The organism is Aeromonas sp., assembly GCF_051657805.1.
Lineage (GTDB): Bacteria > Pseudomonadota > Gammaproteobacteria > Enterobacterales > Aeromonadaceae > Aeromonas.
Genome location: NZ_JBOFLJ010000024.1, coordinates 756,480 through 780,574 on the forward strand (window position 1 = coordinate 756,480; position 24,095 = coordinate 780,574).

The window sequence follows — 24,095 nt, forward strand, 5'->3', positions numbered from 1 at the left end:
CAAGGATGAGGGTCGCCGTATTCGGGATTGGTTATGTTGGTCTGGTGCAGGCCGCCGTGCTGGCCGAGATGGGTCATCAGGTGACCTGCGTGGATGTGGATGCCGGCAAGGTCGAGCGCCTGAAGGAGGGCATCATCCCCATCTTCGAGCCCGGCCTCGCTCCCATGGTGCAGGCCAATCATCAGGCCAGTCGCCTGCACTTCACCACGGACGTCGCCGAAGGGGTGAGCTTTGCCGAGCTCATCTTCATCGCGGTGGGTACCCCGCCGGATGAAGATGGCAGCGCCGATCTGCAGCACGTGCTGGCGGTGGCCGGCGCCATAGGCCGTCTGATGCAGGCTGGCAAGGTGGTCGTCAACAAGAGCACCGTACCGGTCGGCACCGCCCAGTGGGTGCGTCAGCACATCGACGCCATCCTGCGCGAGCGCGGCGCCCACCTCCCGCTCGAGGTGGTCTCCAACCCGGAGTTTCTCAAGGAGGGGGCCGCCGTGGCCGACTGCCTGCGGCCGGATCGCATCATCATAGGCACCGACTCGGCCCACGCCATGTCTCTGCTGGAGGAGCTCTACGCCCCCTTCAACCGCAACCACGACCGCATCATCCAGATGGATGAGCGCAGCGCCGAGCTGACCAAGTACGCTGCCAACGCCATGCTGGCCACCAAGATCTCCTTCATGAACGAGATGGCCAATCTGGCCGAGAAGCTGGGGGCCGACATCGAAGCGGTGCGCAAGGGCATAGGGGCGGATCCACGCATCGGCTACCACTTCATCTACCCGGGCTGTGGCTATGGTGGCTCCTGTTTCCCGAAGGACGTGAAGGCGCTGATCCACACCGCCGGCGAGATCGGCTGCGAGGCGCCCCTGCTGCGCTCGGTGGAGAAGGTCAACGATCGCCAGAAGCACAGGCTCGCCGAGCGGCTGTTCCAGCACTTTGGCACCGACTTGAGCGGCCACACCTTCGCACTCTGGGGGCTCGCCTTCAAACCGAACACGGACGACATGCGAGAGGCGCCGAGCCGGGTGCTGATGGAGGCCATCTGGGCCGCCGGCGGCAAGGTGCAGGCATTCGATCCCCAGGCCATGAACGAGGCCCAGCACCTCTACGGACTGCGGGACGACCTGACCTTGTGCGGCACCCAGGAGGCGGCCCTCAAGGGGGCCGATGCCCTGCTCATCTGCACCGAGTGGCAGCAGTTCCACGCCCCCGATTTCGCGCTGATCCTGCGGACCCTGAAACAGGCCGTCATCTTCGATGGTCGCAACCTCTACGACCCGGCACGCCTGCACCAGCGCGGCTTCACCTACTACGCCATCGGCCGGGGTGACAGCCTGGAGCCAGTGGCTCCCCAGGACCCACCGCCACGCCAGGAACCCAAACCCCGACTGGAGCAAGCACGATGAAATACCTGGTCACCGGCGCCGCCGGCTTTATCGGCTTCCATGTGGCGCAGCGCCTCTGCGCTGACGGCCATCGGGTGGTCGGCATCGACAACCTCAACGATTACTACGAGGTGAGCCTCAAGGAGGCGCGCCTCGCACGGCTCCAGCCCCTCCCCGGCTTCCGCTTCGAGCGGATGGACCTCGCCGACAGGAACGCCATGGCAAAGCTGTTCGCCCAAGAGCGGTTCGATCGGGTGATCCACCTCGGCGCCCAGGCGGGTGTGCGCTATTCCCTCGACAACCCCTTTGCCTATGCCGACAGCAACCTCACCGGCACCCTCACCGTGCTGGAAGGGTGTCGCCATCAGGGAGTGCAGCACCTGGTCTACGCCTCGTCGAGCTCGGTCTATGGCCTCAACGAGCAGATGCCGTTCAAGACCTCGGACGGGGTCGATCACCCCGTCTCCCTCTACGCGGCGAGCAAGAAGGCGAACGAACTGATGGCCCACTCCTACTCCCACCTCTACGGCTTGCCCACCACGGGCCTGCGCTTCTTCACCGTCTACGGCCCCTGGGGGCGCCCCGACATGGCGCTGTTCAAGTTCGTGCGCGCCATCCTCGCGGGTGAATCCATCGACATCTACAACCAGGGCCGGCTCAGCCGGGACTTCACCCATATCGACGACATCGTCGAGGGGATAGTGCGCGTCGCCGATCGCCCTCCCCAGGCGAACCCGGATTGGCAGGGGCAGAGCGACACCAGCTCAGCCCCCTACCGGCTGCTGAACATAGGCAACGGCAGCCCGGTGCGGCTGCTGGATTTCGTAGAGGCCATCGAAGCTGCACTGGGCAAGTCCGCCATCCGCAATATGCTGCCCATGCAGCCCGGGGATGTGGTCGCCACCTGGGCCGACACCGAGTCCCTGTTCGAGGTGACGGATTACAGACCCAGGGTCGGGCTGGCCGAAGGGGTCGCCAGCTTCGTCCATTGGTACCGGGACTACTATGGGGTCTGATCGCCCCACTCCCGCTCTGGCCATGCAAGAGGGGCTGCCACTGGCAGCCCCTCTTATATAGTCCCGGTTCAGGGCCCAGGGGTGTAACTGAACGGCACTGTCGTCGGGGTCAGCCCCATGCACACCGGCTTGAGGGCATAGGCCCGGGCCAGCAGCCAGTCGGTGCGATGGCGATTGCCGAGGTTATCCATGCGATCTGGCTCGAAGCAGCGCTCCATCAGATCGGCGGCCCCCAACACCCAGCGTCCCGGGGCCGCGGCGATCCAGGCGGCCGCCTCACGGGCCTGCTGTTCATCCGGCATCTGGTAAGAGTAATGCTTCAGTGGTTGTTGGCTGAACAGCAGATGCTGCTCCTTGAATCCCGCCAGCAGCAGTTCATCTTCCAAAGGCACCCGCTCGGCCGCCAGTGTCATCACCTCACGGGGCGTGCGCATGTCGTTGAGCCGCACCGTGATCCAGCTGGAATAGATGAGCCAGCCCACCGCCAAGGAACAGAGAATGGCGCTGAGGGGCGCCCGGCGCAGCAGGGCGTTGATGAGCAGCAGAGCCCCCCCCATCGCCAGCAAGGGCAACCAGGGCGCAGGCCCCAGATCCCCGAGCCGGGTCGCCAGTTTGGCGCTGAAGGCCAGCGCCAGCCCCCCCCCGATGCAGACGATGCCCAGCAGCCAACCTACCCCCCCGAGCAGCCGCCCAGGCCAACGCCGCATCAGCAGCTCCGCGATGAAGGGCGCAGCCAACAGGGCCAGCGCCGGCGTCCCCGGTGTGACATAGACGCCGCGCTTGCCCGGCGAGAGGGAGAAGAAGAGCACCGCTAGCACCAGATAGCCGAGCAGCAGTATGATGCGCTTGTCCTGCCCCAGGATGGCCCTGCGCCACGCCACCACCAGCCAGGGCAGCAGCAGGGAGAGGGGCAACCAGAAGAGCGGTATGACGGCGGTGAGGTAATACCAGAAGGGTTTGACGTGATGCCAGGCGTTGGCGTAGCGGGTCACCGTCTGGCGCAACAAGATGTTGTCCCGGTACGCCTGCAGAACGGGATCACCGCTCTGGGCCACGGCGAGCAGCATGGGCACCAGCCAGAGACTGATGGCCAGCAGCATGCACAGCGGCCCCGCCAGCCCCCTGAGCCAGTCGGCCCGGGTCGCGGTACGGATCCTGTCCCTGTGGGTCCAGAGTGCCGGGATCAGGATCAGCAGGGCCAGCAGCCCCACCCCCTTGGTGATGATGCCGAGCCCGGCGGCAAACCAGCCGAGCCAGTACCAGCGCCAGCCGCCACCGCAGAGCAGGAAGCGGACGAAGCCGTAGACCCCCAGGGTGATGAAGAAGGTGACCAGGCCGTCGATCTGGGCCGTCTTGGCCTGCAGGGTGAACTGGACGGTGAACAGCAGCAACAGCCCGGCCATAAAGCCGACCGCCGGGTTCCATAACCGACGCCCCAGGTCCCATACCAGCAAGATGGTCAGCAAGCCAGACAGCAGCGAAGGCAGCAGGAAGGCCACCTTGATGGAGCCGGTCAGCAAATACCCTATCGCTATCCCCCACATGAACAGGGGAGGCTTGTCCGGGTAGATCTCGCCGCCGCGCATGGGGAAGAGCCACTGGCCGCTCTCCACCATCTCCTTGGCGATCAGGGCGAAGCGGGGCTCGTCGGCGGGCCAGGGATCCCGCAGGCCGAGGCCGGCGGCCAGCACCACCAGCGCCGTCAACAGCAGCCAGCCGAGGGAACTCTGGCTCAGCAGGGGGCGATCATCGACCATGGCGGGCCTCGTCATCCTGGGGGATCTTGTCACGCTTCCAGCCCCTGTGCTGGATATCCAGATAGAGGCTGTAGAGGGCGGTAAAGGTGGGGAAGAGGTTCTGCAGCACGCCGACGGAGTCCTGTTTGGGAGAGAAGACGAAGTAGCTCAGGGTCATCAGGCTGCCGAGCACACTCATGTACCAGAAGAGACGCGGGATCACCGGCTTGCCGGCCCGTCTGGAGGCGATGAATTGCACCAGCCAGCGGCCGCCGAACATCAGCGCCCCCGTGTAGCCGATAAGCTTCCAGCCCGTGACATACAGGCCCGTCCAGTCCAGCCAGGTCAGCGGCAGGGAGAGCAAGGCATCGATCACTCCAATGTCTCCCTGACCTCGACCACCTTGGAGCGGCGCTGCAGCCAGCAGACGCCGACCACGTCCACCAGCCCGACCCAGAGCCGGTTCCAGACCCCGTATTTAGAGGCCCCCGCCAGCCTGGGTCTGTGGTTGACCGGCCAGGGGGACATGTGTCCCCCCTGGGCCTGGATCAGGGCCGGAATGTAACGATGCATATGGTTGAAGGCGGGCAGGCACAGATACCAGTCGCGGCGCACTACCTTGAGCCCGCAGCCGGTATCCGGGATGCCGTCTCGCAGCAGCCAATCGCGAAAACCGTTGGCCAGTCTGGAGGATAGGCGCTTCACCCAGTCATCACGGCGGTTGACACGATGACCGATAAGGCCCACCTGGCTCGGATCCGCCGCGAAGCGGCGCCTGGCCTCCTCCAGCATGGGGGGGATGTCGGCGGGATCGTTCTGGCCGTCACCGTCCAGCACCACCAGCCACTCGCCGCGGCCGTGGCGCACCCCGCTCAGCACCGCCATGCTCTGACCGACGGCCCTGGCATGACGCACCACGCGAAGGGAGGGGAAACGCGCCTTCAACTCGCACAGGACGGCATAGCTGTCATCCTCGCTGCCGTCATCCACGTAGATCAACTCGTAGTCATATTGCCCACCGAGGGCAGCCTCTATCTCGCCGATGAGGGGAGCCAGATTGTCCCGCTCATCCTTGGCAGGCACCACCACAGATACCGCGATTGAAGAACCCATATGCCCTTCCCGATCCAAAAAAGTTGTGATCAACCCGATCTTGAAAATAGAGCCAAAACCCCATTAATTCATATAAATACAATAACTTGAACTTCACCAGCCACAGTCTAGCACCCATCAATTAACAAAAACATCAATGAAATTGAATGACCATTATCTCCTGGGCACCTCACAAAAAGGCTGCTTTTGAAGCCCATCAGCGTCATTTTATCTGCCTGCCAAAGGTTCCATACCGTTTTCATCTCTGGTGGCTCCATACATAACCACATGTTCCAACGTCCGGCTGGCAACCCGCTCATCCAGAACCTATATCTTGCGGATACGAAAATGAGGTATCCATCATGCAGCGACTCTGCACTTGGGGCTGGGGGCTCTTGCTCCTGCTGGCCACCACATCGACCCATGCAGACAACTTTCGCCAGGCCCCCAAGGCGATGAGCGCCCTGCGCCAGGGAACGGCCATGGAGCGCAGCAACCCGAGGCAGGCCATCGCCCACTACTGCATCGCCGCCAGCCTCGGCAATCCGGAAGCCTATTTTCGTATCGGCCGCCTGCTGGCCCGCGGGCCTCAGGGGATCCGCAGCACCCGCCAGGCCAATACCTATCTCGCCATGGCCATGCGTCTGGGCAACCAGCAGGCCGCCCGCTACTACAACGAGCGGGTGGGCAACGCACCGCTCGGCACCTGTGGTGCGGGGGGCGGCTCGGGGGGCGCCCCCTGGGTACGCCCCGGCGTCCCCTTCGATCAGGAGGGCTATCTGGCCCGCCAGTCCATGAGCAAGCAGAAGCTCGCCGGCATGATCAAGCAGGCCGCCAAGCGCCACAGGGTCGATCCCCAGCTGGCGCTGGCCATCGCCATCGCCGAGTCCAATCTCAACAGCCTCGCCGTCTCTCCCAAACAGGCGCAGGGGGTGATGCAACTCATCCCCGAGACCCAGGCGCGCTTCGGGGTGACGCGTCCGTTCGATGCGGAGCAAAACATTCGCGGCGCCATGATCTATCTGAAATGGCTGGAGAAGCAGTTCGGCCCCGACTGGATCAGGATCAGCGCCGCCTACAACGCCGGCGAGCAGGCCGTGGTCCGCTATGGGGGCGTTCCCCCCTATCAGGAGACCCAGGAGTATGTACAGCGGGTGCTCTACTACTCGGGTCATGACCAGACCAAGAAGACCAGGACACCGGCGCGCTGACGTATCATCAGAGGATCCGCGTTCACACCGGCCCCAAGCACAGCCTATAAGCCCCGAATTAAGCATTCCTTAAGGCTCTCTGATGGGCGGGGCGCCCGCTCATCACGGCGCCTGGCCCCTGCGAGCCGAGAGGGATGCACAGATGGGATGCAGGTCCCGCTGCCCGCTTTGCCGCCCCTCTCCCATTGGTTTACAATCGACGGGTTTTTTGGAACCGGGTTGGCCACGGCCGACCTGGACCCACCACGCCATCAGTTCGTTAATGCCAAGACATTAAGCTGCTGAAAAGGAAGAGAATTAGCCAATGGCTCAATTTATTTACACCATGAACAGGGTCGGCAAGGTCGTGCCGCCCAAGCGTCATATTCTCAAGAACATCTCCCTCTCCTTCTTCCCGGGCGCCAAGATAGGCGTGCTGGGTCTGAACGGCGCCGGTAAATCCACCCTGCTGCGCATCATGGCCGGGATAGACACCGAGATCGAAGGGGAAGCCCGTCCACAGCCCGGCATCAAGATCGGCTACCTGCCCCAGGAGCCGAAGCTGGATCCGGAGCAGACAGTGCGCGATGCGGTCGAAGAGGCCGTCGGCGACGTGAAACGCGCCATGGCCCGTCTGGACGAGGTCTATGCAGCCTACGCGGATCCAGATGCCGACTTCGACAAGCTGGCCCGTGAACAGGGCGAGCTGGAGGCCATCATCGCCTCCCAGGGCGGCCACAACATGGAAAACCAGCTGGAGCGTGCGGCCGATGCCCTGCGCCTGCCGGCCTGGGATGCCCAGATCAAGCACCTCTCCGGGGGGGAACGCCGCCGGGTCGCCCTGTGCCGCCTGCTGCTGGAAAAGCCGGACATGCTGCTGCTGGATGAGCCGACCAACCACCTGGATGCGGAATCCGTGGCCTGGCTGGAGCGCTTCCTGCACGACTACGAGGGGACAGTGGTCGCCATCACCCACGACCGCTACTTCCTCGACAACGTGGCGGGCTGGATCCTGGAGCTGGACCGTGGCGAAGGCATCCCCTGGGAGGGCAACTACTCCTCCTGGCTGGAGCAAAAAGACGCCCGTCTGGCCCAGGAAGCGAGCTCGGAAGCCGCCCGTCGCAAGTCCATCGAGAAGGAGCTGGAGTGGGTTCGTCAGAACCCCAAGGGCCGTCAGGCCAAGTCAAAGGCTCGTATGGCTCGCTTCGAGGAGCTCAACACCAACGACTACCAGAAGCGCAACGAGACCAACGAGCTGTTCATTCCGCCCGGACCCCGCCTCGGCGACAAGGTCGTGGAAGTGGCGAACCTGCGCAAATCCTACGGTGACAGGCTGCTGATCGACGACCTATCCTTCTCCATTCCGAAGGGGGCTATCGTCGGCATCATAGGTCCCAACGGTGCCGGCAAGTCCACCCTGTTCCGCATGATGTCGGGTCAGGAGCAGCCGGACTCCGGCGCCATCACCCTGGGCGATACCGTGGTGCTGGCCTCGGTGGATCAGTTCCGCGACACCATGAACGACAAGAAGACGGTGTTCGAAGAGGTCGCCGACGGCCAGGATATCCTGCGCATCGGCAACTACGAGTTCCCGAGCCGCGCCTACATCGGCCGCTTCAACTTCAAGGGCTCGGATCAGCAGAAGCGCGTCGGCGAGCTGTCCGGTGGTGAGCGCGGCCGTCTGCACCTGGCCAAGCTGCTGCAGACCGGCGGCAACGTGCTGCTGCTGGATGAACCGACCAACGATCTGGACATCGAAACCCTGCGCGCTCTGGAGAACGCCCTGCTGGAGTTCCCGGGTTGCGCCATGGTCATCTCCCACGATCGCTGGTTCCTCGACCGCATCGCCACCCACATCCTGGACTACCAGGACGAGGGCAAGATCGAATTCTTCGAGGGCAACTTCACCGAATACGAAGAGTGGAAGAAGAAGACCTATGGCGCCGAGGCCGTCCAGCCCCATCGCGCCAAGTACAAGCGCATCGCCAAGTAAGGCGAGTCAGCACAACACACAAGGGGAGCACAGGCTCCCCTTTTTTTATTCCGATGTTGGACAGGCGAATTGCCGGCAGCCACAGGCAAGACAGTCTCAACGCCCCCGACGACCTTGTGATTAGCAAAAACGGGTGATGCCTGCTTATCCAAGGACGGCGCAAGAACACCTCATCCCAAACCGTTTCTTCACCCTATTGTCCCGCCACGCCCCCTTGAATGTCCGACTCTTTGCCGGCGAGAAGACCGGATAGCCGGAATAGGCTCATCTCATCTGGCGAGCCTGAAACTGCCCCGGGGTCAGCGCGAAGCGCGATCTGAATGCGGCGATAAAGGCGCTGACGTTCTCGTACCCGCAGCGCCCCGCGACCTGGGCCACGGCCTCCCCCTGCAACAAGTGGCCGAGGGCGTGAATGAGCCTCGCCTGCTGCCGCCACTGGCTGAAGCTGAGGCCGGTCTGCTGGCTGAACAGGCGGCTCAGGGTGCGGCTGCTCAGGCCACTCTGCTGCGCCAGCGCGTCCTGATGAATGGCGCTCTCTGGCCGTGCCAGCAGCCACTCTGCCACCTGCCGCGCTCGCCTGTCTGTGGGGAGAGGCAGTTGCAATGGCAGCTCGGCAGCCCGCTCTATCTCGTCGATCATGAGCGTCAGCAGATGCGCCAGATATGGCTCGCCAGGGGCCTGCTCGTGGGCAAGCCGGACCCTTTCCAGCAGGAGCAACAGGAAGTGATCCGCGGCGCGCACACAGGGAGAGGCCGGCAACCCGGCACAGAGCAGCGAGTCCAGATGCAGGCTATGGCACTCGCTGTCCGCCGAGATCCAGGCGCCGTGCCCCCAGTCGGGGGGAAACCAGCCTACGCTGCCCAGGGTCAGTGCGTACTGTGCCTGCCCGGTCTCCACCATGATCATGCCCCGCCTGACCCAGTAGAGCTGACAGGTCGGATGCCGGTGCCACTGGGTTTCATGTCTGCGCGGATGTATCAGACTCGCGATCTGCTCAATAGTCACGATGGCCGCTGCTCCGTATTGAATGTCAGACTGTCGTTACTATACCAGGGCGATCCGACCCTATGCTGGTTCCCTCACCCCACCACCGCGGAATATGCCCATGAATCCATCCACTATCGTTGAACAGGCGCTGTTCGAGATTGTCTGCACCCCTCTGCACGACGAAGCCAGGATTTCGGCCCTCTTCTCGCCACACTACCAACAGCGGGTCGATGGCGAGTCCCTGGATTATGCGGGGTTCGTCGCTCATATGGCGAAGCTCAAGCAGATCACCAGCGCCATCCAGGTCACCATCCTGGCCATCGCCAGCCAGCAGGAGGAAGTGCTGACCCACCACAGGGTCGACGTCACCAAGGCGGATGGCACTCGCGCCCAGATAGAGGTGTTCGCCCACTTCGTGGTGCAAGAGGGCCGGATCCTGTGCTGCGAAGAGCTCACCCGCATGGTGAGCGGCGCCGCGGCAGACCGTCGGCTGGGGAGCGTGCAGTAACTCAGTCCCGGGCAGGACTCCGGGTAGCCTCTCTCATCGAGCTCCACTATTTCGGCCTCTCCCGCCATTCGTGGGGCTCTCAAGAGGGCGGCAACCCTCTATAATCAGCCTCTTTCCCCAGCGATACCAGGCCATGCAGCAGACCACAGGCAGTGCGAAGAAACTCAACATCCAGATCCGCATCGAGCCCGGTTGTCTCGGGCCGGATGGCAAGAGCCACATCGATACCTTCTGCCTGGCCGCCAGCCGGATCTTCGCCACCCTGGAACCCGAACGGGTGAGCTGGGTGCTGATCCCGCGCCATGACAAGCAGTTGCCGGAGCAGGAGTTCTTCGTCGAGGGGCGCAAGCTGAGCGAGGAGCAGGCCGGCATGCTGCTGCAGCGCATGGGGCTGACCTTAAGCCTGTTGCAGGAGCGCAGCGATGCCCTGCTGGCCCAGCTGGTGGAGCGTTACTTCAAGACCCTCTGAGCCCCGGCCCCCGGAAAGCGCCTATCGAAACTCATTTTCTCTACCGCCATGGCAAACGTTTGAATTTTTGCTCTATTCATTGATCCGTCTCGCAGATCCGGGGTTTGTAAACGCGCCCGCCTGTGTAAAAATGTGCGCGCTGTCACGGTATCAGGACGAGTCTGGCGATGAAATCGCCAATGACAGGGTCAGTCTCCCTATGGATGGGTCTGGCCATCCCTGCTGCTTATTTCACGTCACCCATTGGAATCCAACATGAATCAACCACACAACGCCACCGAACAGGCCACCAGCCCGGCGGCCGGGCAGGGATTGCTCGATCGTCTGTTTGCCCTGAAAGGTCATGGCACCACGGCCCGCACCGAGGTCATCGCCGGGATCACCACCTTCCTGACCATGGTCTACATCGTCTTCGTCAACCCGCAGATCCTCTCCGCCGCGGGCATGGACACCCAGGCCGTGTTCGTCACTACCTGCCTCATCGCCGGTATCGGCAGCATTCTGATGGGGCTCCTGGCCAACCTGCCCATCGCCCTGGCCCCCGCCATGGGCTTGAACGCCTTCTTCGCCTTCGTGGTGGTGGCCGGCATGGGTTACTCCTGGCAGATTGGCATGGGTACCATCTTCTGGGGCGCTCTGGGGCTCTTGATCCTCACCCTGTTGCGGGTGCGCTACTGGCTCATCGCCAATATCCCCCTCACCCTGAGGGTCGGCATCACAGCCGGCATCGGCCTGCTCATCGCCCTGCTCGGTCTGCACAACGCCGGCATAGTGGTCGCGAGCCCGGCTACCATGGTGACGGTGGGCAACCTCACCTCCCTGCCCTGCCTGCTGGGTCTGCTCGGCTTCTTCCTGATCTGCATCTTCTCCGCCCGCGGCGTGCACTCCGCCGTGCTTATCTCCATGGTGGTCACCACAGGGCTGGGCTTCCTGTTCGGGGATGTCAGCTTCAAGGGCTTCGTCTCCATGCCGCCGAGCATCACTCCCGTGTTCGGTCAGCTGGATCTGATGGGCTCGCTCGATATCAGCCTAGCGGGGATCATCTTCTCCTTCATGCTGGTCAACCTGTTCGACTCGTCCGGTACCCTGATCGGGGTCACCAACCGCGCCAAGCTGGCCGATGACAAGGGACACTTCCCGCGCATGAAACAGGCCCTGGTGGTCGACAGCGTCAGCTCCGTCGGTGGCGCCTTCATGGGGACCTCCTCCGTCACTGCCTATATCGAGAGCAGCTCGGGCGTGGCCGTCGGTGGCCGCACCGGCCTGACCGCCATCGTCGTCGGTATCTTGTTCCTGCTGGCGATCTTCTTCTCCCCCGCCGCCGCCATGGTGCCGGCTTATGCCGCCGCTGGCGCCCTTATCTACGTGGGCGTGCTGATGTGCTCCGAGCTCACCCGGGTGAAGTGGGAAGACTTGACCGAAGCGGTGCCGGCCTTCATGACCGCCGTCATGATGCCGTTCAGCTTCTCCATCACAGAGGGGATCGCCGTGGGCTTCATCTCCTACTGCGTGATGAAGGCGGGCACGGGCCGCTGGCGCGAGATCAACCCCTGCGTGCTGGTGGTCGCCCTGCTGTTCGTGATCAAGTTCGTCTGGGTCGACGGCCAGTAAGCGCGGTTGCCGCAAACAAAAATGCCCGTCATCGACGGGCATTTTTTATGGCTGATTGCAGATGAATCGTGCGGTTAACGAATGCCGCGGGCCTCGCGGATCCACTCCCAGGCCTGCTGGATCTCCTGGGTCTTCTCCTTGGCCATCTCCATCATCTCCGGTGGCAACCCCTTGGCCGCCAGCTTGTCCGGGTGGTGCTTGCTCATCTCCTTGCGATAGGCGCGCTTGATCTCCTGATCACTGTCGCTCTCGCTCACCCCGAGCAGCTGATAGGCATCCTTGAGACGATCCTTTGAGGGCGCCTCCTGGCGATACTGCTGCCCCTGGCCACCCCCCTGATACTGGCCGTGCTTGAAGAAGTTCATCTGCGCCTCGGCCATGGCCAGGATCCGCGCCAGCTCGATGCGGCTGAAACCCAGCTCGTCGGCAATTGTCTGCAGGATGGCGCGCTCATCGGCCTCCACGCTGCCATCGGCGAAGGCCGCCTGCAGCTGGACTTCCAGGAAAAAGCGCAGGATGTCGCGCTGACCCTGGCTCGCCTGGCGGAATTCGGCGAGCGTCTCCCGCAGGGGGAAGCCGCTCTCCTTGCCCTGACGGAAGGACTCCTGGGCCCGCACCCGCTGCTCGCCGGAGAGGCGCATCCTGTCCATCAGGTTGGAGGCGACCCGGATCTCGTGTTCGGTGACCTGGCCGCTCGCCTTGGCGATGTGGCCCATGACGGCGAAGGTGGCGTGGAAGAAGACCGCCTGCTGTTGCTGGGTGGGGGCACGGCGGAACGACATGCCCATGCCCCGATCGAAACGATGACCTATCCAGAGGCCAAGCAGGGCACCGAAGATGTTGCCGAGCAGAAAACCGAAGAAGGCGCCAAGCACCTTACCCCAAATACGCATGTTTCAAGACCTCGTGATGTGTTGAGTGCTGCGTCCTTGCAACTGTTCGTCCAGCTCCCGCAGGCGCGCGACCGTGCCAATGTCTCGCCACTCGCCAGGGAGCTGGCTGCCCCCGACCCGGTCCGCCGCCATCCACTCTCTCAGCAGGGGGGCCAGCTTGCGAGCCCCGGCGGATAAATGACTGAAGGCCTCGGGGCGATAGAGGCCGACCCCGCTGAAGGTCAGGGCCGGCGCATCCAGCACCCGGCCGGCCTGCAGGGCAAAATCCCCATCTGGGTGCTGGGGCGGGTTCGGCACCAGCCAGAGATGGGCCAGATCCTCCCCAAGGGAAGTTTCGACCATCGTGGCGTAATCCAGATCCAGCCAGGTATCGCCATTGATCACCAGGAAAGGCTCAGGGCCCAGCAGGGGCAGTGCCTGCACTATGCCGCCGGCGGTCTCAAGCGCGGTATCTTCTGCCGACCACTGGATCCGAACCCCAAACTGGTGACCGTCACCTAAGGCCTCCACCAGCTTGTGGCCTAGCCAGGCGTGGTTGATGACGAGGCTCGTCACACCGGCGGCCTTGAGTTTCTCGATATGGTGGACGATGAGCGGCTTGCCCCCCACCGCCAGCAGCGGCTTGGGCAGGCTGTCGGTGAGCGGTCGCATCCGCTCGCCGCGACCGGCGGCCAGGATCATCGCCTTCATGCCAGGGCCTCGTCGGCAAATCCTGGCAGCACCTTTTGCTGCAACCAGTCGCCGAAGCAAGATAATACAGGGTAAGTGTCCCCGTGCAGGCGACAGACATCCACCACATAGCCCAGGGTCCGAGGAATGTCCTTCAGATAACCGGATTTTCCATCCCTGTGGTAGAGACGGGTGAAGATTCCCGCCGCCTTCAGATGGCGCTGCATGCCGGTGAGATCGGCCTGGCGCCGGAAGCCGGCATAGTCGATCCCGGCCAGCAACCCGGCCCCGCTCAAGGTGTCGAAGCCATGGCGCATGCCCTGCTCGATGACCTCATCGGGCCAACGCACGTAGCAGTCCTTCAGCAGGGAGACCAGGTCGTAACTCAGTGGCCCTATGACCATGTCCTGGAAGTCGATGATGGCCAGGGTGCTGGTAGCTGGGCTATCGCCGCCGCACACCATCAGGTTGCGGCTGTGGAAGTCCCTGTGCATCACCCCTTGAGGCTGGGCCAGGTTATTCTCGGTCAGGCAGGCGAAGGTATCATCCAGCAACTGTTGCTCCGCCTCACTCAGGACAAGCTGCAGGTGATGCCCCAGCAACCACTCGGGGAAGATGCTGTTCTCGCGCGCCATAAAGGCGGGATCAAAAGGCTCGAGGCCCAGTTCGACAGCGCCGAGTCGTGGCAACAGGGCGATGGCCTTGTCATACCAGGTCAGCACATTCTCTGCGTTCAGGCAGGCGATGAGCTGGGTATCGCCGAGATCCGTCACCGCCAGCAACCCCTGCTCGTAATCCACCCCCTTCACCTCGGGAGCCAGCAGGCCCATCGCCTTCAAGGACGCAGCGTTGCGAACAAATTCATGATTTTTTTCGGTTTTCGGATTAGCATCCACCCACACCAGACCGGCACCACGGAAATAGCGGCGAAAACTGGCGTCACCGGAGATCAGGGTCAATTGAAGATTGGCATCACCGGAAATCCGGCGCGCCCAGTGCAATAACAGGGAATCGCGATCGTGCATGAGTCGGGGACCAAATTGGAAAGCAGCTCTTGGCTGTTAGCCCTGGCCGCAATAATGCTTTATCATTGCCGGCTAACATAAAGCAATGACATGCAATGTCAACTTGATGGATCCTGACATAAAATGCATGCCCTGATTCAACCGTCTTTACCACGGATTGCGCGAGCCTTTCACATGACAAAATGGACACTGGGCACTTCTGGTCCCATCGCCCTGACTATCAGCCTTGTTCCAGCCCTGAGCCCGATCACGGTGCAGGCTGCGCCAATCAACGCGCCGCCGGCGACCGGGATCCTCGACAGCCTCTGCTATGACTATGTACCCAAGGTAGAAAAGCCGAGCTCCAATGAGGAGGCCAACGCCCAGCCCGTCGAGGTGGATGCGGATCGCCTGGAAGCCAAGCAGGGGGGCACCGCCGTCTATGAAGGGGACGTCAAGGTTCGTCAGGGGGTGCGCAAATTCGACTCCGACTATGCCCAGCTCGATCAGAAGAGCCGGGATGTCATCGCCATCGGCAACATCTACTACAACGATGGTCAGATCACGGTCACCAGCGACAAGACCCTGAAGTCCAACCTGGATACCAAGGATTCCGAGCTGGAAGAGGGCAAGTATCAGGTTCACGGCTCGCCGGTGCGCGGCTTCGCCGAGAAGGTGACCATGACCAACGACAACCAGAACATAGTGCTGGAAGGGGCCCAGTACACCACCTGCCCCCCGGGCCAGGAAGCCTGGACTCTGAAGGCGGGCAGCATCGACATCGATCAGGGCGAGGTATTCGGGGAAGCCTGGAACGCCAGCCTCTGGCTCTATGACTACCCGGTCTTCTATTTCCCCTATATCAACTTCCCCATCAAGGATGAGCGCAAGACGGGCCTGCTCTACCCGGGTTACACCCAGAGCTCCAAGAACGGCATGGACATCACCCAGCCGTTCTACTGGAACATAGCCCCGAACTACGACGCCACCATCACCTCCCGCTTCATGGACAGACGGGGCCTGATGGAACAGGTCGAGTTCCGCTACATGCCGGATCCGGCCCACGTGGGCAGCCTCTATTTCGAGAACCTGGCCAACGACAAGCAGTACGACGAGACTGACAGCCTGAACGATCACCTCTCGGACGGCCATCGCTATCTGCTCAACGCCCGTCACACCTCCATGTTCATGGACAACGCCCTGCGGGTGTCGGTGGACTACACCAAGGTGCGGGACCGGGACTACAACTACTTCAACGACTTCTCCCCCAAGGTGGGGACCCAGGTCGACAACCAGTTGCAACAGTCCCTGATGGCGGGTTACTTCCAGCAGAACTGGAACCTCAACGCCGAGGTGCGGACCTACCAGATCCTGCTGGCCAGCGCCCAACAGCCCCACGAGCTGATGCCGCGCATCAACCACAACTACTACCACCAGGGCAGCTGGTACGATCTGGCCTGGAATACCGAGCTCACCAACTTCGGCTACAACAACGATCAGGCCATCGAGCAGAACCAGGGTGAGGCCTATACCGGCACCCGCTTCTACACCGCTCCCACCCTGACCGTTCCCCTCATCGATGAGGCCGGCTACTTCCTCGACAGCCAGTACAAGCTGATGTACACCCGTTACGATCAGACGGTACCGGACAACATGAGCAGCACCTTCACCAGCAGGTTCACGCCTCAAGACGGTGGAGGAGTCACCCTGGAAGAGGGGACCATCACCCGGGTACTGCCCTCGTTCCGCCTCAAGGGGGGCATGACCTTCGAGCGGGAGCAGCAGTGGTTCGGGAAAGAGGGGGCCAACCAGACTCTGGAACCCGAGTTCCAGTATCTCTACGTCCCCTACAAGGATCAGGACAACATAGGGGTCTATGACTCCACCACCATGCGCCAGGACTACTACAGCCTGTTCAGCGATCGCCGCTTCGCCGGCCTGGATCGCATCAGCGACTCCAACCGACTCTCTGTCGGCCTCACTACCCGTATTTATGATCCCGCCGGGGATGAACGAATCCGACTGGCCGTTGCCCAAGCCTTCGACTTCGTAGCCCCCAGGGTCAAGCTCTACTCCAGCGATGTGGCGAGCACCAACAACCGCTCCCCGCTGTCGTTCGAGGGGGACGCCAAGATCAACGAGCAGTGGTTTGCCCACGCGGGTGCACAGTATGATTTTGACAAGAGCCAAATCAGCTCCGCCAACAGCGCGCTGGAGTACCGCCACGAGAAGCTGATCAGCCAGCTGAACCACCGCTTCGTGCGGGACGCCAACTACGACCTCGACAACAAGGGTCAGGTCACCGACCTCAACCAGATCGGTCTGTTGCTGACCACACCGCTCAATGATCAGTGGCACCTCTATGGTGGCTACTATCAGGAGCTCAACCAGAACGTGAAGTCAGACCGCAAGGTGGGTCTGAAATATGACTCCTGCTGCTGGAGCATCAACTTCAACCTGGAGTGGGTCAACACCCCGGACAACGTGGATATGAGGCCGACATCCGAGCGCAGTCTGGGTATTCAATTTGAGATGAAAGGATTGGGTAGCGTGGGGACGGGTCCGAAGGGTACCTCCCTGGATACCGAAGCATTGCCTTACATTCGTCCGTTTAACCTGCGAGACCAATAACCGGTCTGGCAAACGCCTTGAGAGATGGATATGAAGAAGACGTTGATTTCCCTGCTGACCGCAGGCCTGTTTGGAGTCATGAGCCAGGGTGCCATCGCCGCCCCCGAGCTGATGGACAAGGTGCTTGCCGTGGTCAACAAGGACGTGGTACTGGCCAGCCAGCAGGAAGCCCTGGTGCAGAAGGTGAAGGCCTCCGCCCAGGAGAGCGGCCAGTCCCTGCCCGATGACGCCACCCTGCGCAAGCAGGCGCTGGATCGCCTGATCCAGGAGAGCCTGCAGCTGCAACTGGCGGATCGCCAGGGGCTCAAGATCAGCGACACCCAGCTGGAGCAGGCCATCCAGAGCATCGCCGCCGACAACAAGATGACCCTGGAGCAGCTGCGTGCCCAACTGGAGCGTGAGGGTCTGACCTATGCCCAGTATCGGGAAGAGGTGCGCCGCGAGATCCTGATGAACGAGGTGCGCCGCAATCAGGTTCGCCGCCGCATCAACATCTCCGAGCAGGAGGTCAAGCAGGTGGTCGAGGCCCTGAGCAAGCAAGGCCAGCAGCAGACCGAATATCACATCGGCCATATCCAGGTCGCCCTGCCTGACAACCCCAATGCAGAGCAGCTCAACGCCGCCAAGGCCAAGATCGAGCGCATCCTGGCCTCCCTGAAGGAAGGGGCGGACTTCCGCAAGCTCGCCATCGCCGAGAGCAACGGTCCCAAGGCTCTGGAAGGGGGAGACTGGGGCTGGATGAGCCCACAAGAGATGCCCACCCTGATGGCCGAAGCGGTCCAGGGGGCCGGCAAGGGTGACATCGTCGGCCCGCTGCGCTCCGGCGCCGGCCTGCACATCATCAAGATCTTCGACACCAAGGGTCAGCAGCAGGTGATGCAGACCGAGGTGAAGGCTCGCCACATCCTGATCAAGCCCTCCATCATCCTGAGTGAGGAGAAGGCCAAGGGGACCCTGGACGGCATCCTGCACGACATCAAGAGCGGCAAGGCCAGCTTCGCCAGCATGGCGGAGAAGTACTCCGAGGATCCGGGCTCCGCGGTACAGGGGGGTGAACTGGGCTGGTCCGATCCCAACGTCTACGTGCCGGAATTCCGCGACATGGTCAATCGCCTGCAACCTGGCCAGATCAGCGAACCCTTCCGCACCAGCCACGGCTGGCACATAGTGCAGCTGGAAGATCGCCGCAGCCAGGATGCCACCAGCAAGGCCCAGGAGCAGCGCGCCTATCAGCTCATCTTCAACCGCCGCTTCACCGAAGAGTCCCAGGCCTGGCTGGATGAGCTGCGCGACGAAGCCTACATCCAGATCGAACCCAATTAATGGGCGATGCGCAGATGAACAGCCAACATCCAGATCGCGTCCAGACGCAGACGCACTGCCGTCGTCTCGCCATCACGCCGGGTGAACCGGCGGGCATAGGCCCGGATCTGGTGCTGCAGATAGCCCTGCAGGATTGGCCTCACCAGCTGGTGGTGATCGCCGATCCCGCCCTGCTGCGCGAACGGGCCGCCCTGCTGGGGCTGTCCATCGAGCTGGAACCCTATGACGCCAGCGCCCCTGCCCGCCCCCAGCGGGCGGGGACGCTCACCGTCTGCCCCCTGCCCCTGGGTGCCCCTGCGGTACCCGGCGAGCTCGATGAGGGTAACGGCGCCTATGTGCTGAATACCTTGCAGCGAGCCTGTGACGGTAACCTGAGCGGCGAGTTTGCCGCCGTGGTGACCGGGCCGGTGCACAAGGGGATCATCAATCAGGCCGGGGTCTCGTTCAGCGGTCATACCGAGTTCTTCGCCCAGCAGTCGGGCACCGCCGACGTTGTCATGCTGCTGGCGACTGAGGGGCTCAGGGTGGCGCTCGCCACCACCCACATTCCGCTGGCCTACGTGGCCAAGGCCATTACCGAGGATCGCCTCGGCAAGGTGATCCGCATCCTGGATGCGGATCTCAAGCAGAAATTCGGCATAGCTCAGCCCCGGATCTACGTCTGTGGCCTCAATCCCCATGCCGGGGAAGGGGGGCACCTCGGCCGGGAGGAGATCGAGGTGATCGAGCCCGCCCTGGCCGCCTTGCGCCAGGAGGGGATCGATCTGGTCGGCCCCCTGCCCGCCGACACCCTGTTCCAGGACAAATACCTCAAGGATGCGGATGCGGTACTCGCCATGTACCACGACCAGGGGCTGCCCGTGCTCAAGTACAAGGGCTTTGGCAACTCGGTCAATATCACCCTGGGACTCCCATTCATCCGCACTTCGGTGGATCACGGCACCGCGCTGGATCTGGCAGGCAAGGGCCTGGCCGATCCCGGCAGCCTGGTCACCGCGATTAACCACGCCATTCAGATGGTAGAGAAAAAATAATATGAGCAGTAAGGTGCACATGGGCCACACGGCCCGTAAGCGTTTCGGTCAGAACTTCTTGCATGACAGCTATGTGATCGATCAGATAGTGGCCGCCATCAACCCGCAGCCGGGTCAGAACTTGGTGGAAATCGGCCCGGGTCTGGCCGCGCTGACCGAGCCGGTCGCCGCCCAGATGGACAAGATGACGGTGGTCGAGCTGGACAGGGATCTGGCCGCCCGCCTGCGCGAACATCCGACGCTGAAAGACAAGCTGACCGTCATCGAAGCCGATGCCATGCGCTTCGACTTCGGCACCCTGATGGGGGAAGGCAAGGGACCGCTGCGCATCTTCGGCAACCTGCCCTACAACATCTCCACCCCCCTCATCTTCCACCTCTGCGAGTTTGCCGATCGGGTGGAGGACATGCACTTCATGCTGCAAAAGGAAGTGGTGCTGCGTCTGGCCGCCGGCCCCGGCAGCAAGGCCTATGGCCGCCTGAGCGTGATGACCCAGTACTACTGCCAGGTCGTCCCCGTGCTGGAAGTCGGCCCTGGGGCCTTCAAGCCCGCCCCCAAGGTGGATTCCGCCGTGGTGCGCCTCATCCCCCACAAGAATCCTGTCCACGTGGCCAAGGACATTCGCTGCCTGAACCGGGTCTGCACCGAGGGCTTCGGCCAGCGTCGCAAGACCATTCGCAACAGCTTCTCCAACTTCATCACCGACGCCCAGCTGACCGAGCTTGGGATCGATGGCAACCTGCGCCCGGAGAACCTCTCCCTCGAGCAGTTCGTCATGATCGCCAACTGGCTGGCCGATCAGCAGCAGGCCTGATCCCATGGCACAGCCCCGGATACAGATCCGCCCGCACCCCAGCTATGTGGCGGGCACCCAGGATCCTTACCATTTTCTCTACCTCATCGAGATAGAGAATCTGGGGCCGGGTACAGTGCAGCTGCTGCATCGACGCTGGCTCATCACGGATGCCGATGGCAAGATGCAGGAAGTGGAAGGCCCCGGGGTGGTCGGTGAACAACCCTTCATAGCCCCCGACGAGACCTTCAGCTATCAGAGTGGCGTTCCCCTCGCCACTCCCTTTGGCGTGATGGAGGGCAGCTACCTGCTGCAGGATGAGTCCGGGCAACAGTTCGAGGCTCCCATCCCTCCCTTCACCCTGGCCGTACCCAATATCATTAACTGAGGTTTCATGGCGAATTGCTTTGTCGGCGACATTCAGGGCTGCTACGACGATCTGCGCCGTCTGCTGGATCTTGCCGAATTCGACTCCGATAAGGACACCCTCTGGCTGTGCGGCGATCTGGTCGCCCGTGGTCCGGATTCCCTCAACACCCTGCGCTTCGTCAAGTCGCTGGGAAGCCGCGCCGTCACCGTGCTCGGCAACCACGATCTGCACCTACTGGCTGTGGCCAACGGGGTCGCGCCCCTCAAGAAGAAGGACAGGCTGCAGGCCCTGATGGAGGCACCGGATCGGGACGAACTGCTGGAGTGGCTGCGCCAGCGCCCCCTGCTGGCGGAACATCCCGATCTGCCCATCATGATGATCCATGCCGGCCTCTCCCCCGCCTGGGATGCCCGCACCGCCCGCAACTGTGCCCGCGAGGTGGAGAGCCTGCTGCGCGGGGATCAATACCAGTGGCTGCTGCACAACATGTACGGGGATCAGCCGGACAGCTGGGATGACAGCCTGATGGGGATAGAGCGCTACCGCTACATCATCAACAGCTTCACCCGCATGCGTTTTTGCTACTTCGACGGTCGGCTCGACTTCAAGTGCAAGAAGGGCCCGACGGAATCCACCCCCGGCCTGCGCCCCTGGTTCGAACAGCGGGAGCATCACGTGGACGATCCCATACTGGTGTTCGGCCACTGGGCAGCCCTGATGGGGGTCACCGGCAAGGAGGACATCAAGGGGCTAGATACCGGCTGCGTCTGGGGCAACAGCCTCACCCTGTGGCGTTATGAAGACGACGCCCTGATTGCGACCCCCTGCCCCGCCTACGCCAAGTGAGGCGGACGCCCCCCTAATGAAACGGGCCCGGCATCACTGCCGGGCCCGTTTTCTTGCCAAGGCTTCAAAGGCTAGAGTTTGCGCCCCAGCCGTTTCTCCACCTGGCGCCGCTCCCACTCGGGACCGAACAGCTTGAACGGCTGGAACAGGTTGATGGCGTGGGACATCAGCCCCAACCCCCAGCCCAACATGGGCCACCAGGCCCAGATATAATCCGGGTTGCTCAGGTAGTTGATGACGAACAGCCCCCCTATCACCAGCACATAGCTGATGAGGTGGCCGTAGAAGCCCTTGAGCCCCTCCACGAACTTCATCGCCTCCCGCTCGTCCCGGGCGACATGCACCGCCCCCTGACCGTCGAACTCATGCCCTTTCATCTCGCTCTCCTGTAGTTGAGTCACGTCGAGCTCAAAGACGGAGGCCAGGGCCTTGAGGGATTCCAGTCCGGGCTGCTGCCCCTGCTCGATCCGCTGTATGGTGCGCACACTCAGACCGGAGAGGGTGGCCAACTGCTCCTGGGACCAACCCCGCTGTAATCTCAATTTCCTGACTATCATCATCGGCTCCTCGTGATTTTGGACAGGGTCAGCATAAGGCCGGGGACGGGGCGGCGACACGACAAAGCCCTGACATCGACCTGACTATCTTTTTAAATCAATGTCTTATAACTCTTCCCCGTTCACGTTTCAGAGGCTTTGCATCAGCTCGGCGGCGATCTCGAACGAGCGCAGCCTGGCCTCATGGGAGACGATGGGGCCGTTGAACATCAGCTCGTCGGCCCGGGTCTCGGCCAGCAGCGCCTGCAGGCCGTGGCGCACCTTGTCTCTGTCGCCCACCAGGGAGCGGGCCAGGGTCTGCTCCATCGCCATCAGCTCACGGGGTGACCACTCCTCCCCCAGATCCTGCACCGGCAGGGGCAGCTTGCCCGCATCGCCGCGATAGAGGCGCAGGAACTGCTGCTGCAAGGTGGTGAACAGGAAGCGGGCCTCCCTGTCGCTGTCGGCGGCGATCATGTTGATGCACACCACGGCGTGTGGCTTGGGCCAGCGGGTCGATGGCCGGTACTGGGTGCGATAGAGCTCCAGCGCCTGCAACAGCAACCCGGGGGCGAAGTGGGAGGCAAATCCGAATGGCAGCCCCATGGCCGCCGCCAGCTGGGCGCTGTAGAGGCTGGATCCCAGCAGCCAGATGGGCACATGCAACCCCTGGCCGGGGACGGCCTGCACGGCCCCCACCTCATCGCCGAAGTAGTGCATCAGCTCGCGCACATCGGCGGGGAAGTCATCCACCTCGCCGCTCTTCTGGCGCCGCAGTGCCTGCATGGTGCGCTGATCGGTGCCGGGCGCACGCCCCAATCCCAGGTCGATGCGATCCGGATAGAGGGAGGCCAGGGTGCCAAATTGCTCCGCGATCACCAGGGGGGAGTGGTTCGGCAACATGATGCCCCCGGCCCCCAGCCGCAGCGTGCGGGTGCCGCCGGCCAGATGGCCGATCAGCACCGAGGTGGCGGCGCTGGCGATGCCCGGCATGTTGTGGTGCTCCGCCAGCCAGTAGCGGTGGTAGCCCCACCCTTCGGCATGACGAGCCAGGTCCAGTGAATGGCGGAATGATTCGGCCGGCACTGCACCTTCGGGGACGAGTACCAGATCGAGGACGGAATAAGGGATGGCGGACATGGGACACTCCATTGCGTCAGGTTCAACAAGCTGCGGGCAATGTAGCATGAGATATCTCGATGACACATACCGAGCCGCTCCGAACCCAGACAAGATTTCATGCGAGGCCCATCGTCATTTATGAGAAGAATCACAACTCATTGTTATAGTTTGTTTTTTATCACTCACAACTGCGCTATGCCAGTCTCTGGCGGTCGTCAAGTGACACTTTCCACACTAACAACAAGCTTCGCACGGCACTACCCTCTGCTGGCTCGTCATCTGTCGTGGGCAGGACCCTCAACGATACCAACCGGAGAATACAGGCATGAATGCGACTACTGATACCAAGACCGGCCTCTTCCTCGCCACCTTCGACATCGGCAAAGCCATACCGGGCGCCCCCCTGCTGCGCCTCAACCTCAGCGTCTATACCCCGGGCGAGACCCTGAGCGGTGTCGCTCACCTGACCCAGGCCACCAATCCGCCGCTGGATCAAGCCTCCGACGTGAAAGGCCAATACACCTATATGTGCGTCATGCCCAAGCAGTGCCACGTCCTGGTGACGGCTCAGGGCTACCCCATCATCAAGTGGCCGCAACATGCGGGCATAGGCCCCGTGATCCTGCCTAACTTCGAGCTGCGCATGGTGCTGAGCGAAGACTGGAAGTCCGGCACAGCCAACTACAAGTATCAAGATAACCAGCAGAAGTGGCACGAGGTGAAAGACGCCCCCGTCACCCTGGTGCCCGCCGCCGTGCTGGCCTGATCCCGGCGGCCCCGCGGGGCCGCTTTTTCCCTCTAAGATTCTTCTGCCCGTTGCTGTGTTTTTTGTCATCCTTCGAACACACTGAATTGTCGCCCGAGGCGATAAGTGAACGTGGGACAAGGAT

The 24,095-nt window shown here is 62.6% G+C and carries 23 protein-coding genes; 14 read left to right on the top strand and 9 right to left on the bottom strand.

Annotated elements, in window-relative coordinates:
* Window positions 1-5 precede the first annotated feature (5 nt).
* Both ACRCYW_RS12505 and ACRCYW_RS12510 read left to right on the top strand, forming a co-directional pair.
* Window positions 6-1,403, top strand: coding sequence for a UDP-glucose dehydrogenase family protein (locus tag ACRCYW_RS12505; RefSeq protein WP_438550403.1), 1,398 nt, complete (start codon window positions 6-8; stop codon window positions 1,401-1,403).
* A complete protein-coding gene (locus ACRCYW_RS12510; RefSeq protein WP_438550404.1) occupies window positions 1,400-2,398 on the top strand; it encodes an NAD-dependent epimerase in 999 nt (332 codons plus the stop codon). The genes ACRCYW_RS12505 and ACRCYW_RS12510 overlap by 4 nt, the downstream gene beginning before the upstream one ends.
* 68 nt (window positions 2,399-2,466) lie before the next feature.
* Here ACRCYW_RS12510 and ACRCYW_RS12515 read toward each other — a convergent pair whose 3' ends face one another.
* The 3 genes from ACRCYW_RS12515 to ACRCYW_RS12525 are packed head-to-tail and all read right to left on the bottom strand — an operon-like array spanning window position 2,467 to window position 5,247.
* Complete coding sequence (locus ACRCYW_RS12515; RefSeq protein WP_438550405.1) at window positions 2,467-4,155, bottom strand: ArnT family glycosyltransferase; 1,689 nt, start codon at window positions 4,153-4,155, stop codon at window positions 2,467-2,469.
* Window positions 4,145-4,510, bottom strand: a complete 366-nt coding sequence (locus ACRCYW_RS12520) for a lipid-A-disaccharide synthase N-terminal domain-containing protein (RefSeq protein WP_438550406.1) — start codon at window positions 4,508-4,510, stop codon at window positions 4,145-4,147. Before ACRCYW_RS12520 ends, ACRCYW_RS12515 begins: the two co-directional genes overlap by 11 nt.
* Window positions 4,507-5,247: a glycosyltransferase family 2 protein gene (locus ACRCYW_RS12525; RefSeq protein WP_438550407.1), complete on the bottom strand. Its 741-nt coding sequence runs from the start codon at window positions 5,245-5,247 to the stop codon at window positions 4,507-4,509. Before ACRCYW_RS12525 ends, ACRCYW_RS12520 begins: the two co-directional genes overlap by 4 nt.
* 341 nt (window positions 5,248-5,588) lie before the next feature.
* Between ACRCYW_RS12525 and ACRCYW_RS12530 the strand changes: the two genes are divergently transcribed.
* Both ACRCYW_RS12530 and ettA read left to right on the top strand, forming a co-directional pair.
* Window positions 5,589-6,437, top strand: coding sequence for a lytic transglycosylase domain-containing protein (locus ACRCYW_RS12530; RefSeq protein ID WP_438550408.1), 849 nt, complete (start codon window positions 5,589-5,591; stop codon window positions 6,435-6,437).
* Window positions 6,438-6,741: 304 nt separating this feature from the next.
* Complete coding sequence (ettA, locus tag ACRCYW_RS12535) at window positions 6,742-8,409, top strand: energy-dependent translational throttle protein EttA (RefSeq protein ID WP_438550409.1); 1,668 nt, start codon at window positions 6,742-6,744, stop codon at window positions 8,407-8,409.
* Between the two features lie 264 nt (window positions 8,410-8,673).
* On the opposite strand, the gene ACRCYW_RS12540 is transcribed toward ettA, so the two are convergent.
* Window positions 8,674-9,414 (bottom strand): AraC family transcriptional regulator, encoded by a 741-nt coding sequence (locus ACRCYW_RS12540; RefSeq protein WP_438550410.1) that lies wholly within the window; start codon window positions 9,412-9,414, stop codon window positions 8,674-8,676.
* 100 nt (window positions 9,415-9,514) lie between these two features.
* Here ACRCYW_RS12540 and ACRCYW_RS12545 point away from each other — a divergent pair, with 100 nt between their 5' ends.
* From ACRCYW_RS12545 to ACRCYW_RS12555, 3 genes are all read left to right on the top strand, one after another.
* On the top strand, window positions 9,515-9,904 hold the full coding sequence (locus ACRCYW_RS12545; protein WP_438550411.1) for a nuclear transport factor 2 family protein: 390 nt from the start codon (window positions 9,515-9,517) through the stop codon (window positions 9,902-9,904).
* A gap of 133 nt (window positions 9,905-10,037) precedes the next feature.
* Window positions 10,038-10,373 (top strand): hypothetical protein, encoded by a 336-nt coding sequence (locus ACRCYW_RS12550; protein WP_438550412.1) that lies wholly within the window; start codon window positions 10,038-10,040, stop codon window positions 10,371-10,373.
* A 255-nt stretch (window positions 10,374-10,628) separates the two neighbouring features.
* Window positions 10,629-11,984: an NCS2 family permease gene (locus ACRCYW_RS12555; protein WP_438550413.1), complete on the top strand. Its 1,356-nt coding sequence runs from the start codon at window positions 10,629-10,631 to the stop codon at window positions 11,982-11,984.
* A 74-nt stretch (window positions 11,985-12,058) separates the two neighbouring features.
* Here the strand turns inward: ACRCYW_RS12555 and djlA are convergent, their stop codons facing one another.
* The 3 genes from djlA to ACRCYW_RS12570 are packed head-to-tail and all read right to left on the bottom strand — an operon-like array spanning window position 12,059 to window position 14,571.
* Entirely contained in the window at window positions 12,059-12,877 is an 819-nt protein-coding gene (gene djlA, locus ACRCYW_RS12560; protein ID WP_438550414.1) for a co-chaperone DjlA, read from the bottom strand.
* Between the two features lie 3 nt (window positions 12,878-12,880).
* Complete coding sequence (murU, locus tag ACRCYW_RS12565; protein ID WP_438550415.1) at window positions 12,881-13,567, bottom strand: N-acetylmuramate alpha-1-phosphate uridylyltransferase MurU; 687 nt, start codon at window positions 13,565-13,567, stop codon at window positions 12,881-12,883.
* A complete protein-coding gene (locus ACRCYW_RS12570) occupies window positions 13,564-14,571 on the bottom strand; it encodes an aminoglycoside phosphotransferase family protein (protein WP_438550416.1) in 1,008 nt (335 codons plus the stop codon). The genes murU and ACRCYW_RS12570 overlap by 4 nt, the downstream gene beginning before the upstream one ends.
* A 174-nt stretch (window positions 14,572-14,745) precedes the next feature.
* Between ACRCYW_RS12570 and lptD the strand changes: the two genes are divergently transcribed.
* The 6 genes from lptD to ACRCYW_RS12600 are packed head-to-tail and all read left to right on the top strand — an operon-like array spanning window position 14,746 to window position 21,547.
* Window positions 14,746-17,181, top strand: a complete 2,436-nt coding sequence (gene lptD / locus ACRCYW_RS12575; RefSeq protein WP_438550417.1) for an LPS assembly protein LptD — start codon at window positions 14,746-14,748, stop codon at window positions 17,179-17,181.
* Between the two features lie 30 nt (window positions 17,182-17,211).
* A complete protein-coding gene (gene surA / locus ACRCYW_RS12580) occupies window positions 17,212-18,504 on the top strand; it encodes a peptidylprolyl isomerase SurA (protein ID WP_438550418.1) in 1,293 nt (430 codons plus the stop codon).
* Window positions 18,505-18,518: 14 nt separating this feature from the next.
* Window positions 18,519-19,538 carry a 4-hydroxythreonine-4-phosphate dehydrogenase PdxA gene (pdxA, locus tag ACRCYW_RS12585; protein ID WP_438550419.1) on the top strand — a complete coding sequence of 340 codons (1,020 nt, stop codon included), beginning with the start codon at window positions 18,519-18,521 and terminating at the stop codon, window positions 19,536-19,538.
* Between the two features lies 1 nt (window position 19,539).
* Window positions 19,540-20,352, top strand: a complete 813-nt coding sequence (gene rsmA / locus ACRCYW_RS12590; protein ID WP_438550420.1) for a 16S rRNA (adenine(1518)-N(6)/adenine(1519)-N(6))-dimethyltransferase RsmA — start codon at window positions 19,540-19,542, stop codon at window positions 20,350-20,352.
* Between the two features lie 4 nt (window positions 20,353-20,356).
* Window positions 20,357-20,719, top strand: coding sequence for a Co2+/Mg2+ efflux protein ApaG (apaG, locus tag ACRCYW_RS12595; RefSeq protein ID WP_438550421.1), 363 nt, complete (start codon window positions 20,357-20,359; stop codon window positions 20,717-20,719).
* Window positions 20,720-20,725: 6 nt separating this feature from the next.
* A complete protein-coding gene (locus ACRCYW_RS12600; protein ID WP_438550422.1) occupies window positions 20,726-21,547 on the top strand; it encodes a symmetrical bis(5'-nucleosyl)-tetraphosphatase in 822 nt (273 codons plus the stop codon).
* Window positions 21,548-21,618: 71 nt separating this feature from the next.
* Here the strand turns inward: ACRCYW_RS12600 and ACRCYW_RS12605 are convergent, their stop codons facing one another.
* Both ACRCYW_RS12605 and ACRCYW_RS12610 read right to left on the bottom strand, forming a co-directional pair.
* Window positions 21,619-22,104: a 2TM domain-containing protein gene (locus ACRCYW_RS12605; RefSeq protein WP_438550423.1), complete on the bottom strand. Its 486-nt coding sequence runs from the start codon at window positions 22,102-22,104 to the stop codon at window positions 21,619-21,621.
* Between the two features lie 129 nt (window positions 22,105-22,233).
* Window positions 22,234-23,223 (bottom strand): luciferase-like monooxygenase, encoded by a 990-nt coding sequence (locus tag ACRCYW_RS12610; RefSeq protein WP_438550424.1) that lies wholly within the window; start codon window positions 23,221-23,223, stop codon window positions 22,234-22,236.
* 307 nt (window positions 23,224-23,530) lie between these two features.
* On the opposite strand from ACRCYW_RS12610, the gene ACRCYW_RS12615 reads away from it, so the two are divergent.
* A complete protein-coding gene (locus tag ACRCYW_RS12615; protein WP_438550425.1) occupies window positions 23,531-23,971 on the top strand; it encodes a DUF1842 domain-containing protein in 441 nt (146 codons plus the stop codon).
* The last annotated feature ends 124 nt before the right edge of the window (window positions 23,972-24,095 follow it).